We start from the raw sequence: 13477 nt of genomic DNA, 5'->3' as shown, positions 1-13477 counted from the left end.
AAATATGAAAACGATCGTATATGTTCATCCATGGGATGGTAGTTACAATCATGCCATTTTAACTAAAATAGTAGAAACATTTAAGGAAAGAAATCAAGAGTATCAAATTATTGATTTGTATAGAGATGAATTTGATCCAACTTATCATGCTAGTGAATTAAAATTATATTCAAGAGGGAAGTTTGAACATGACTTAGTGGGTAAGTATCAGTCAATGTTAAAGTTTAGTAATGAGGTAATTTTTATATTCCCAGTTTGGTGGTATAATGTCCCAGCTATTTTAAAAGGATTTTTAGATAAAGTGCTGCTTAAAGATTTTGCTTATATTGAAAATAAGAATGGAACGATGAAAGGGCTGTTAACGAATATCGAATCCGTGAAAGTGATCACAACCGGGCAAGCTCCTAAATGGTATATTCAATTTATAGGCGGAAATGGTATTAAAAAAACGTTTATTAAGGCTACATTGAAAGCTGTAGGAATGAAAAACATTCAATGGTTACACTGTGGCTATGTATCTTTAGGTAAGAATGAAAACCGGGTAAAATTTTTAAATTCATTGCCTGTAAAACTATAAAAATATTTAACTTCTTTCAGCGGGTGTCCAAACACCTGTGCCTGTCGCTACGCTTTCGGTACAAAAAACACCTGCTGAAATAGAGGAACTCAGGCTAAGAACTTCACTTCCTGTTAAAACGCCTCAGTGATCAACATCATGTTGTTGCTGTCGCTACGCTTTCGCATAGACAAAACTATTTCGCTGTCGCCAGGTTAGCACTGCGCTTTCGCACAAAAAACATCTGTTGGCACAAAGCCTCGGCGGATGCTAATATTCAATTAGAAGCTCCCCAAATGAAGGTTAAAGGGCTAGTACTTATAATTGGCATATCACCTAGGGCGAGTCACAATACGTTAAGATGAAGGTGATTCCTGACATAAAAGTGAAAACGTTAGACAACTTTTCACAGAATCACATTGAAACAGTGCATTCTTTTCAGTGACGCTTGTTTGTACATATGATCATCAGCAGATAAAGTTCACTGTCAAGGATAATCCGGATCATCTGATGATAACAAAAAAATGATTTGACAAAATGATACGATTAAATCTATTATAGTCATTGTAGATACATTAAGTCTTTTATAAGAGGTGATTATTAAAAAAATAAGGCATTCGACAGAGAAAAAAATGGAGGAAGAGTTTAAGAATCAGAAAATATGAGATCTTGTTAAAAAAATGTGGAATTATCCACTTTTTATTTTTTTTTGAATCAGGGATATAAAGAGTCTTTAAAATCTTTGATTATAGTTTCAAATTAGTATATTAGGCTATATATCTTTTATCAATTTTAAAAAGAAAAAGGGGAAATATATGCAAATCATCATACTTTACTTAATTATGGGGATAATTATAGGAATGCTTTTCCCTATTCAGGCATCTATAAGTGCTCGTTTAGGTTCTTATTCAAAAACTCCTTTAACAGCTTCGTTCATCGCATTTTCTTTGGGGTCAGTGATACTACTCATTATTAATTTAATAGTGGATCCTGCAGGAATCAGTTTTGGGATTGATTTTTCATATCCATTGTATGTTTTTATCGGTGGAGCAATAGCTGGTATTGGCTTTCATGTGGCTAATGTCATTCTTTTTTTAAAACTAGGTGCTTCAGTTACAACAATAATAACTGTAACTGGGCAAATGATTGTAGGAGTTCTAATCGATCATTTTGAGTGGTTTGGTGTACCAGCTAATCCTATTAGTACTACTAGAATAATCGGGACTATCATTATGATTTTAGCTATTTCATTGGTTCAATCTAAAAAGAAAAGTGATCTAACTGCGTCATCAGAAGAGAAAAAGGATAGTAAAATCATTTGGATAATTCTTGGGGTTTTTGCCGGGTTTTTACCACCACTGCAAACCGCTATTAATGGAGAACTTCGCGTTGCAACGGGCTCTCTTTTAGGAGCTACTTTTATTTCTTTTTTCGTTGGCGCGATTATCTTGCTAATTTTAATTTTAATTACCAGACGTCGCTTAGAGATTCCTTTGTATGACACTCAAAAAAATCGTATTCCTGCTTGGGTATATATGGCAGGTATATTTGGCATATTTATCGTAACAGGTAACATTGTCTTATTACCTGTACTTGGATCGGTTCTAACTACAATGATTTTTCTATTGGGACAAATGATTATGGCTGTAATCATCGATCAGTTTGGAATATTTAATTTACAAAAAAGGAAAATTGATAGTAGAAGAATTGCCGCTCTAGTATTGACTATTATCGGAATAGTATTTGTTAAGTTCTTGTAATTTCACTACACTCTCGACAGAGGAAAACCTTGTTGCTGTTGCTACGTTACTCTGCACTTTAGCACAAAAAACATCGGCTTGTTTTAACGCCTCAAAGGAATCATACTTATGTAAATAAAACTTTTCAAACTTTAAAATGCCCCGAAATGCGAGCGTGTTTTTCAATCTTTAAAACACGCTCTTCCACTTTTGCTAATTACAATTTCTAAAATAAATCAATTGAAAGAAAATTCGGTTAATTAAAGTTGGAACATTCACTTAAAAGGTATTAAATGGTTAAATCAAATTGAAAAATTTACTTAGTAGCAATGAGTGCTTTAATAATTTCATTCCAGTAATCTCTAAAAGTTAATGTACTTTTAGTTTCTATCTGTTTTGAATGAACAATCTTTTTGGATTTTTTTGTTAGGATCTTCACAGAAAATTCTCCTTTTAAATATGCTTTGTATGCAAATGTCTAACGGTCAAAAAAATGAATTCCGCTCAATTTAAACGCATCTGAATTCGGAGTATATCCTACTAATCTTTTTGTTTCTTCTATATTTAAGCGTTTAAAACGATTATCAGAGATACCATGTAAGATTGAAAAGGGTGGAAGATTTTTAGCAGAAATCGTTTTTAGGAGAAGATCACTAAAATCTTCTGGACTTATATAGGCGCTCATGTCTCGAGCTGAAAGTGGCTTACCCTCAGGCTTATAATCATCATAAGCACCAATACGGATAGCGATACTTTGTAACTGTTTTTCATAAGCAAAATAAGATGCAAGTGCTTCCACAATACATTTACTAACCCCATACATATTCTTTGGCCTGACAGGTGTAGAATCGGTTGCTTGAAAATCTAGTGGATATCCTTCAACTGTTTGAGCACTAGAAGCAGCTATAACTCTAGATACACCATTCTCTGCTGCGGCTTTAAATATATTGTATGAGCCTTTGATATTACTCTCTAATAAAGAACTATAAAAATCTGCATCTGGAGAAGGATCTCCTGCTAAATGAATAACAATATCAATGTTTTTACATGCTTCCTGACATTCTTCTAAACTTGATACATCTAGGTAAATAACTTCATGTTTAGAAGACTTCTTAAATTCTTCTAAAGGCAATAAATGAATATCTGCCAATCTTAAGTGATAGTTTGTATGTTTCAATAAAGTATTGGTTATATGTTGACCAATCTTTCCAGCAGCTCCTGTAATTAATAGTTTATTCACCACAATACAGCTCCTTTTAATCAATTGTTAAATGTAATCCTGATTATAGGTATATGTTTGTCATTAATACAGCGAATAATTATAATGAAGTACATGAAAAAAATTCTTGGGGTGTCTACGATGAGTTTAGTTAAGTATGAAATTTTTAGTAAAGCAGCAGAGGTAAATAGCTTTACAAAAACAGCGGAAGAATTAGGATTAACACAATCTGCTGTGAGTCATGCCATTACCAGTTTAGAAAAAGAATTTGGCTTTCATTTATTTATTCGTAACAACTCTATAATTAAGCTAACTCAGAATGGCAAGGATTTATTAGTCACGATTCGAGAAATCCTCTATTATAACGATATGTTAAAGCAGGAAGTAAACGCAATTAACGGATTGAATAAAGGAACGGTAAAGGTAGGGGTATTTAGTAGTATATCTACAAACTGGATTCCTTATATTATCAAGGAAATGGAGGAGAAATATCCTGATATAGAAATACAGCTAATAGAAGGAAACTATGCTGAGATAGAAAAATGGTTGCTAGATGGTGATGTGGATTGTGGTTTTATTAATAACAAAACAACCTCTTTACATTCATTCGATATTGTAAAGTTAAAGACTGAACCACTTTTATGTGTAGTATCAGAGCAATCCCCTTTACATAACAATAAATATTTATCTGTTGAAGATATTGAAAATGCTCCTTTCATTATGCCAACTTATCAATGCTTTGACGATATACAACTATTTTTTAAAGAAAACAACATTGAGCCAAATATTCGATTCGAAAATATGAATGAAAATTCTATTTTTTCGATGGTTGACAATAATTTAGGTATTAGTATTTTACCAGAAATGATTATCCCTAAAGAATTAGATTCCATCAAGGTTATCCCACTTGAATTAGAGCAAACACGGACAATTGCATTAGCGATCAGAACGCCTATTTCACCTGCAGTTAAAAAATTCGTTGAGATTACTGAGAATTGGGTAAAAAACGCGGGGCTATAGTTTATTAAATAATTTTAATAAGTCTTGTTCCAGTAGCAATTCTTTTCTTTAAATGAAACTAGATTAATTTGGTTAGGATTGACTTAGTAAAGGCATCCTATAATGAGCTGCCAACGTTTTTCGATAATTGCCTTGGTGGTTTCGGGCTAAGTGAAAAATTAGTCTATTATTTATGGGAGGATTTATTGACCTAAAACTTTTCATCATGTGGCGAATTGTCCTTGTGAGCCAGGGTGTTCATTCCTGTATAGGGGCGAAGATAGTTTGCAACAGGGGAAGAAAAGAGTAGTAGAGCTAATTTAGATTACAAAGAGGGCTTGAGGGAAAAAGTCTAACACTATTCCTTTAAGCCCTCTTCTTTTTAGTTTATAAAAAACATTTTCACCGAGACATAATTGATAGATACAAGTGGAAAAGCTACTGTTAATTACTAATAACAATATCTTCATAAAAAGGGACTTAATTCTGAATTATCTTCGAAATTTAACTAATTAACTACGGAAGAACTGTTGAAAGTTGATAAATTCGCATTTGCACTAGACAAATATGATTTTTTATTGTATAGTATAGATAATAAAATCGTTCGTAAAAAGATACAATGAATTCACATATTACAAAGAGTAATCGTGTTTTGTTAGATACTTTTTGTAATATGTGAATTTTTTCTTTTGAAGTAATATGATTTTATTTAATACGATTAATGGAGGTCATTTAAATGACACAAGGTACAGTAAAATGGTTTAACTCAGAAAAAGGTTTTGGTTTCATCGAAGTAGAAGGCGGACAAGACGTATTCGCTCACTTCTCAGCTATCCAAGGTGAAGGTTTCAAATCACTAGAAGAAGGTCAAAAAGTTGAATTCACAGTAGAAGAAGGTCAACGTGGACCTCAAGCTGCAAATATCGTAAAACTTTAATTTTTAATGAAGAAAACCACTCTTAATTGAGTGGTTTTTTACATTTTATATCCTTAATACTTGTTTCTTTTTAGTGTCAAATTCCTCTTCATCCAAATGCTCTTTAGCTTAATTAATTCATCGGTAGGAATTGAAAGTGAGCTAGGGTTATGAACGACTGTTTGTGAAACCTTTCCATCTCCAATAACAATTATTAACAAAAGCTTCTCGCGCTCCTTCTTATCTCACTTAATAGCTAAAGGAACCTCATCTCCATTTTCTCGTTCAAGGAAAAGAGTTGCTTCCCGATTTATACTTCCAGATATTCGTGCCAATAGCTCCCGCAAACCCTTGTGGTCAAAAGATTCTTATTATATAAGTAAACAATAATTAAATTCACGCAATTTTAAAATGCAACCTAAACGCGGGTAATGAGCAGTGCTTCGCGGGTAAATGCAACCCAAACGCGGGTAATGAACAATGCTTCGCGGATAAACATACCCCAATCGCGAGTATTTAGGACCATAGCGCGGGTAAGCTCCTACATATGCGTTTATAGCAAAGAAAATTTTGAATGAGTTTAATAATCGTGTTAATCTTGCAAGAGAGTCTTATACTACAGGCAGAAAATGAGTGAAATAAATGTCCTATGAAAATAAAATCTTACAAATGAAAAAAATGCTAGGTAAAAAAACTGCAAAATCGGATAAAACCAACGATAAACCTGCATATCAAAAACCTGTTGCTCCAAGCTATACGGAGCAGTGGGAAAAAGCAGGACTAACTGTTGTAGACAATGAATTTGGCATTGTTTTTAAACGACAGGTGCAATATCCGTTTCATTATCAACATGGTCATTATAAGTTGCTATCATTTTTTAATGCATTAGGAAAATGGCAAGAGGCAAAGTTTGAACATCCATATGCGTTAGACATGAACGAAAAGGTATTGTTTTTTGATACAGAGACGACAGGTTTAAAGGGTGTAGGTACGCAAATTTTTCTTTTAGGTTTTTTAGAAGTAGCAGATGAAGGTTTTATTTTAACGCAATATCTTCTTGCTGATCCTGCGCACGAGACAGCATTACTTTTTGAATCTAAGCTATGGCAAAAAAACGCAACGGTTATCACCTACAATGGCAAAAGCTTTGATTGGCCGCAGCTTGAAACACGATGGACGCTCCATCAAAAAGTTTTGCCTAAATTACGTACACAGCGACAAATTGATTTATTGCATAGTTCAAAGCGTTTATGGAAAAATGATATGGAACAAATGAAATTAAAATCGGTGGAAGAAGAGAAGCTTGGTTTTTCTCGCATTGGGGATATTCCAGGTTATCTAGCGCCTATTATTTATTTAGATGCTATTAAAAGTGGTGTACCAGATGCACTGATGAAAGTACTTCTTCACAATGAATGGGATTTACTTTCCCTTATTACGCTTTATATCCACTCTACGAACTTGCTGTTTGAAGAGGCTGGTGAAGAATCTGCAAAAACCTTCACAAATATTGGGAAATGGTATGCCGATTTAAAGGAGAGTACACAGAGCGTAAGGGTTTTAGAACAGGTTACGTCTCAATTTAATGCACTTGAAGCAGGAAATGCTCAATATTATTTAGCCATACAGCATAAAAGAAATAAAAAATTTAGCGAAGCAATTGATGCTTTTGTGGCATCTCTACATTTTGTTGATTCACGTAAAAAGTTACATGTCTTAGAACAGCTAGCTATGATATATGAACATCAAATAAAAGATTACGAACAGGCCCTATATTATACGCAAGAAGGCATACAATTAATTAAAAAGAATGATCAATGGAGAGTGGAACAAAAACAAAAATGGGAAATTTCATGGGATAAGAGGTTGCACAGATTAGGAAATAAGAAATAATTTCCCAGGTAACCGCAAGAAACGACAAGTTTAGCCTTACAATCGATGTTTTCAGACGATATAATGTGATGAAGTGTGCTATAATGAATTCGTGTATGTAGTGTGAGGAAGGGCGATGTGAATGGACATTAAATTAACGTCAAAAATGATCCTTGAAAAGGAATTTAAGAAAAATTTTAAAGGCTACAATGTAGAAGAGGTCGATTCATTTCTTGATGAAATTATTCAAGACTATGAAACGTTCGAAAAAGTGGTGGCCCAACTACGTGAAGAAAATAGACAGTTAAAAGAAGAAATTGATAATACACCTAAGAGACAACCTGTTGCATCATCAGCAGCCGGTACGACAAACTTTGATATTTTAAAACGTCTTTCGAATTTGGAAAAACATGTATTTGGTAGTAAGTTATACGAATAATTTTTATCAACTATATTGTATTTATCATAAAACTCTAGTATAATCTTTCGTATCATCATGAAATTCGAGTAATCGCTGCGGCGCTAGACGTCGTAGAGGAAAGTCCATGCTCACACGGTTCTGAGATGGCCGTAGTGTTCGTGCTTACTGAAAAAATAAGGTAAGGCAGCTGTAAAGGCTGACGGCGGAAGGAAAACCTAAGTCTTTTAGATATGGTTGAAACTTCCTGAAAGTGCCACAGTGACGAAGCTTGCTTGGAAACTTGCAAGGTGGAACGAGGTAAACCCCACGAGTGAGAAACCCAAATTATGGTAGGGGCACTCTCTAGAAGGAAATGAACGGATAGAGGGACAGAGTTTGCTCTGTAGATAGATGGTTACTACCCGGCTGTACGAGGCGCAAGCTGATTGAGTACTCGGGAACAAAACATGGCTTATGGAATTTTTTGATGCTTAACTAAGAAATAACAAGCGCTCTCCAATTCGGTGGAGAGCTTTTCTTTTGAATTCAGTAAGAAAAATGGTACTTGTTAATCAAGTCTAGACATATGCGATATACGTTTGAGAACAAGGCAACACACTGTTGGTCATGCCTCTGTCGCTACGCTTCTAAGCAAAACATCTGAAAACTGTTATCGCAAGGATGTACATATTTGTCTACATAGGGTGACTAGCGCAGATGCGCTTTTCTAATAATGAGGGTAGTATAGAGATAGGATGGAGCGGAAACATGAGCGGAGTGAACAATTGGAATAGTCTGGGGAAGCTAAACTCGATTTCCAAATTTCCTACTGCCTTAATAACGAAAATCTTCGAAAATGTATCTGAAGGCATTATGATTACGGATAAATATAAAAAAATAGAAATGGTAAATCCTGCATTTGAATTTGTAACAGGCTACAAGCGTGATGAAGTGATTGGAAAAACGCCTGCCGTTTTACAGTCAGGTGTACATGAATTGACGTTTTATTTAGAGATGTGGCAAAAGATACGACAAGAAGGTATTTGGCAAGGGGAAATATGGAATCGACGTAAAACCGGAGACGTATATCCAGAATGGTTAACAATTGTCGGTGTAACCAATGACGAGGGAGAAATTACAAATTACTGTGGAATTTTCACAGATTTGTCTGAAAGAAAAATAGTAGAAAATGAACTAGAAAAACGTTTGTTAACTGATTCATTAACAGATGTATCAAATCGATTTGCCTATATTGAAAGAATGGATAGTCTGCTAGAATCGACTTCTACTATTTCTCATTCAGTACAGCATGCAGTATACTTTTTAGATTTAGATAGATTTAAGCAAATTAATGATACATTAGGTCATGCTGTCGGAGATACAATGCTTGTCGAAGTGGCAAAACGTATTAAATCATTGTTAAAAAATAAAGATATCATTGCAAGGTACGGCGGCGATGAGTTTATTATTACATTAACGAATGTAAAAAATGTCAAAGAAGCTGCAAAATTTGCTGAAAAAATTATTGGTATTATTGAACAACCTATGGAAATAGATGGTCAGAATATTTTTATTTCTACAAGTATTGGTATTAGTATGTATCCTGCAGATGGTGAATCGACAGAGGAATTGATTCATTGCGCTGACAGGGCAATGACCTATTCAAAAAAGAATGGCCTTAACGGCTACTCATTTTATTTTGATGAATTGCAAACCGACTCTCAACGTGTTTTATTATTAGATTCGGAATTACGAAGAGCTATTGAAAATCGTGAATTTGAGCTGCATTTTCAACCTAAAATTTCTATGGAAAATGAGCAGATTCAAGGCGTAGAGGCTCTTGTTCGTTGGAATAGCGAGAGGCTCGGATTTGTGTCTCCTGCAGAATTCATTCCTTACGCTGAGGAAACAGGATTAATTATTCCTTTAAGCGAAGTGATTATAGAAAAGGCTTGTGAGGCAGTTATTGAGATGCAACAGTGTGGCCGTAAGACACCAATTGCCCTCAATATTTCAAGTATTCACTTTAAGCAGCAAAACTTTTTAGATTCTATACAAACGATATTAGGGCGTTATAACACGCCTGCCAGCAATTTTGAAATAGAAGTGACAGAACGTACTGTTATGAACAGTGCAAACGAAACGGTCAGTAAGCTTGTGCGACTTAAGCAATTAGGCTTTAAAATTTCTATTGATGATTTTGGGACAGGCTATTCGTCACTTAGTTATTTAGTTCGTTTCCCACTTGATTTTCTAAAAATTGATCGAAGCTTTATTCAGCATATTTGCTCACTCGATGAAAAACAGGCAGTTGTGGATGCGATTATCCAAATGTCACATCGTCTAAAAATGAAAGTAGTTGCTGAAGGTGTAGAACAGGCACAACAAGTGGATATACTACGTAAAATGAACTGTGATATAATCCAAGGTTATTATTACAGTAAACCATTACCTCTTCAAGAACTAATAGAGTTTATGGAGTATTGGGAAATTGAACATCAAGGAAGGAATTAGCATATGGCAAACTATAAATTAGTAGCAACTGCTGCGATGGGTTTAGAGGCAATTGTAGCGCAAGAAGTACAGTCACTTGGTTATGAAACAACAGTTGATAATGGTAAGGTTTATTTTGAAGGTGATGAAACGGCCATTGCACGAACAAACTTATGGCTACGTGTAGCAGATCGTGTAAAAATTGTTGTAGGACAATTCCCAGCTACATCTTTTGAGCAATTGTTTGAAAGTGTAAAAGCTTTACCTTGGGAAAAATACTTACCAGTTGATGCAGCTTTTCCGGTATCGGGGAAGTCTGTCAAATCAAAATTATTTAGTGTACCAGATTGTCAAGCGATTACTAAAAAAGCAATTGTAGAGCGTATGAAGCAGCATTATAAGCGTTTAGGATTTTTAGATGAGTCTGGTGCAACCTATAAAATTGAGGTTTCAATTTTAAAAGATGTGGCTACACTTACCATTGATACATCAGGTGCTGGCTTGCATAAGCGTGGTTACCGTCAGGCGCAGGGGGAAGCACCTTTAAAGGAAACATTAGCGGCGGCACTTGTGCAAATTTCAAAATGGAATCCAAACCGACCGTTTGTTGACCCATTCTGTGGTTCTGGCACGATTGCATTAGAAGCTGCGATGTTTGGGCAAAATATCGCGCCAGGCTATAACCGTGAATTTATTTCAGAAAATTGGCCATGGATGAAAGCGAAAATTTGGGATGCAGTACGAGATGAAGCAGACAGTTTAGCGAATTATGACCAACCACTTGAAATTTTTGGCTCTGATATTGACCATCGCATGGTAAGTATTGCCCAAGAAAATGCACTAGAAGCTGGTTTCGGTGATATGATTACTTTTAAGCAAATGCAAGCACGTGATTTTACGACACAGCTAACAGATGGTGTCATGATTGGCAATCCACCATACGGGGAGCGTATTGGTGATGTTGAAGTCGTGGAGCAGGTGATTCGCGATTTAGGGAAAGTCATGAAAAACTATCCAACTTGGTCTGTGTACATGTTGTCCTCAATGAAAAACTTTGAAGAATTGTATGGTCGTCAATCAACGAAGAAACGAAAATTATTCAATGGCTTTATTGAAACGAATTATTACCAATTCTGGGGGCAAAAGTCTAAAAGAGATTAGCGAAGGATAACGGAAGATAAGATTTTTTCTTATCTTCCGTTTCGTCGCGTATAATAGGACCAGATAGTTAGAGGGGGAACGTCAATTGCGTAAATCTTTACCATTTGTATTATCGAAGGATCGCTCCTTTTTTGAGTCATTAGGTGACTGGATGGGGGACGTCCTTTACGATGAATTACCTGAAAAGGGCTTTGAATGCCGTGATGAACAAATTTTTATGGCCTATCAAATCGAGCAGGCCCTAAAAGAGAAAAACGTGCTTTTTGCGGAAGCAGGGGTAGGAACTGGGAAAACGATTGCCTATTTACTACCAGCTGTATCCTATGCTCGATACACAGGTAAGCCAGCCCTTATTGCCTGTGCAGATGAAACATTAATTGATCAGCTAGTAAAAGAGGGCGGCGATATTTATAAATTACAGAAAACGTTAGATCTTGAAATCGATGTCCGTTTAGCAAAGTCACGAGACCAATATCTATGTTTAAAGCGCTTTGAGGAAGCTGAGAAAGTGGAAACTGACGAGTGGATTGATGATATCGCGTTTTCAATACCTGATGGCGTATATGCACAGGGTTCAATGATAGCTATACAGCCGTATGGAGAAAGAAGCGATTTTTCGACTGTCAGTGATGAAGATTGGCAAAAAGTGAATTATAACTCGATTATGCAGTGCTCCGTATGTGATCAGCGGAATCGTTGCGGTCAAACGCTACATCGTGCACATTATCGTAAATCGACTGATTTAATCATTTGTTCGCAAGATTTTTTAATGGAGCATTTAGCGACAAAGGAGTCTCGTGAACGTGAGGGACAATTAGCCCTATTACCTGAAGTATCTATGATTGTCCTTGATGAAGGTCATTTATTAGAATATGCTGCTCAAAAAGCAATGACGTATAAAGTTCAGGCGACAACAATTGTAAGGCTACTAGAACGTTTGATGGTGGATGGTGTGCGAGAACGTACACTGTATGCGATGGAAAAACTACAAGATGATCATGAGTTGTTTTTTGACCAGCTTCGTGATGATCTAGTTGCATCTCAAGAAGAGCGCAAACGCATTAATAAATCACCAGCACTATTAAAATATGGTAAACAACTTGTCGATGATGTCGAAACATTACTCGAGGAATTAGTCTTTGAATCTGAAATGTACATGATTCCAGAGTATGAATTAAATATGGCAGAAGAATATTTAGAACAATACGAGGCATCTTTACGTATTTTCATAGCACAAGGAGATGCCGTAGATTGGCTAGAGGAAACAGACGGGGAGGAAACGCTCGTTATTATGCCGCGTCTCATCACAGAAGTTTTAGCAGAAAAATTATTCTCTAAAAAGCTTCCAATAGTTTTTTCTTCTGCAACTTTATCTGTTAACAAGGATTTTTCATATATAGCCTATAGTCTAGGTATTCGAGATTATCAATCGTTTTCTGTTCCATCTCCTTTTGATTATGAAGAAGTTATGAGAATTTATTTACATGAACTTTCTCAAAAGGAGAAAACAACGCGTGTTCAACAGCTTTTACGTGATGGTGAAAAGACGTTAATTTTATTTAAATCAAAACAAGCAATGTTAGATTTTAAAGCGGAGTTACCTCTTATGGAGCGAATGTATGTAGCATTTGAGGGGGATCGTGAGCTATCTGCCATTGTTCGTGATTTCCAAGAAGGCACCATCAAAACATTATGCTCATATCATTTGTGGGAAGGTTTAGATTTGCCGGAGGAGGCATTAACACGTGTTGTTATCTATGATTTACCTTTCCCTCCACATGATCCATTATTTGATGCGAAACGTACGTTTGCAGAAAATCCATATGAAGAAGTAGAATTACCGTTTATGCAATTGCGCTTGCAGCAAGGTATGGGACGTTTGATTCGTACGTCAAATGATCATGGAGATATCCATATTTTGTTAAATGAAGAAGAAGCTAAGCAACGTGAAACCTTTGAAAATATATTAGCTGTTACACCAGAAATAAAATAGAGAAAAGCGGGTTTGCATTCATTGCAAACTCGCTTTTTTTTATGTGCGCCCGGCATGCGTATGAACTATAGGGTGCAAGTCCCGAACCCCGAAGACAGAAGTAGAGGTTAGCCAAGAGCAAGGGTGTCC

Annotated in this window: 10 protein-coding genes, 1 other RNA gene and 1 pseudogene; 11 read left to right on the top strand and 1 reads right to left on the bottom strand. The window is 35.6% G+C overall.

The genetic code is table 11. The features are described from left to right. Window positions 1-4 precede the first annotated feature (4 nt). The 3 genes and pseudogenes from ACIQXF_RS21360 (at window position 5) to ACIQXF_RS21350 (ending at window position 2316) form a co-directional block, all read left to right on the top strand. A complete protein-coding gene (locus ACIQXF_RS21360; protein WP_402787344.1) occupies window positions 5-577 on the top strand; it encodes an NAD(P)H-dependent oxidoreductase in 573 nt (190 codons plus the stop codon). A gap of 319 nt (window positions 578-896) precedes the next feature. Beyond that, window positions 897-1066, top strand: a pseudogene (locus ACIQXF_RS21355) (IS1595 family transposase); the annotation flags it as partial. Window positions 1067-1371: 305 nt separating this feature from the next. After that, window positions 1372-2316 carry a DMT family transporter gene (locus tag ACIQXF_RS21350; RefSeq protein ID WP_402787341.1) on the top strand — a complete coding sequence of 315 codons (945 nt, stop codon included), beginning with the start codon at window positions 1372-1374 and terminating at the stop codon, window positions 2314-2316. 457 nt (window positions 2317-2773) lie between these two features. Here the strand turns inward: ACIQXF_RS21350 and ACIQXF_RS21345 are convergent, their stop codons facing one another. Continuing rightward, on the bottom strand, window positions 2774-3535 hold the full coding sequence (locus ACIQXF_RS21345; RefSeq protein ID WP_402787338.1) for an NAD-dependent epimerase/dehydratase family protein: 762 nt from the start codon (window positions 3533-3535) through the stop codon (window positions 2774-2776). Between the two features lie 120 nt (window positions 3536-3655). On the opposite strand from ACIQXF_RS21345, the gene ACIQXF_RS21340 reads away from it, so the two are divergent. From ACIQXF_RS21340 to ACIQXF_RS21305, 8 genes are all read left to right on the top strand, one after another. Next, on the top strand, window positions 3656-4534 hold the full coding sequence (locus ACIQXF_RS21340; protein ID WP_402787335.1) for a LysR family transcriptional regulator: 879 nt from the start codon (window positions 3656-3658) through the stop codon (window positions 4532-4534). A 715-nt stretch (window positions 4535-5249) separates the two neighbouring features. Then, window positions 5250-5450, top strand: a complete 201-nt coding sequence (locus ACIQXF_RS21335) for a cold-shock protein (protein ID WP_402787332.1) — start codon at window positions 5250-5252, stop codon at window positions 5448-5450. A gap of 648 nt (window positions 5451-6098) precedes the next feature. Then, on the top strand, window positions 6099-7322 hold the full coding sequence (locus ACIQXF_RS21330; protein ID WP_402787329.1) for a ribonuclease H-like domain-containing protein: 1224 nt from the start codon (window positions 6099-6101) through the stop codon (window positions 7320-7322). A 121-nt stretch (window positions 7323-7443) separates the two neighbouring features. Continuing rightward, window positions 7444-7740 (top strand): cell division regulator GpsB, encoded by a 297-nt coding sequence (gene gpsB / locus ACIQXF_RS21325; protein WP_402787326.1) that lies wholly within the window; start codon window positions 7444-7446, stop codon window positions 7738-7740. 60 nt (window positions 7741-7800) lie between these two features. Continuing rightward, an RNA gene (gene rnpB / locus ACIQXF_RS21320) (RNase P RNA component class B) lies at window positions 7801-8181 on the top strand. A gap of 288 nt (window positions 8182-8469) precedes the next feature. Then, on the top strand, window positions 8470-10215 hold the full coding sequence (locus ACIQXF_RS21315) for a putative bifunctional diguanylate cyclase/phosphodiesterase (protein ID WP_402787323.1): 1746 nt from the start codon (window positions 8470-8472) through the stop codon (window positions 10213-10215). A gap of 3 nt (window positions 10216-10218) precedes the next feature. Next, window positions 10219-11355 carry a THUMP domain-containing class I SAM-dependent RNA methyltransferase gene (locus ACIQXF_RS21310; protein ID WP_402787320.1) on the top strand — a complete coding sequence of 379 codons (1137 nt, stop codon included), beginning with the start codon at window positions 10219-10221 and terminating at the stop codon, window positions 11353-11355. Between the two features lie 85 nt (window positions 11356-11440). Further along, window positions 11441-13348 carry an ATP-dependent DNA helicase gene (locus ACIQXF_RS21305; RefSeq protein ID WP_402787317.1) on the top strand — a complete coding sequence of 636 codons (1908 nt, stop codon included), beginning with the start codon at window positions 11441-11443 and terminating at the stop codon, window positions 13346-13348. Window positions 13349-13477 lie beyond the last annotated feature (129 nt).

The sequence above is a fragment of the Lysinibacillus sp. NPDC097231 genome (assembly GCF_044761885.1).
Taxonomy (GTDB): domain Bacteria; phylum Bacillota; class Bacilli; order Bacillales_A; family Planococcaceae; genus Lysinibacillus.
The sequence above is the reverse complement of the archived record's forward strand: the minus strand, read 5'-3'. Positions and strand labels throughout refer to the sequence as shown.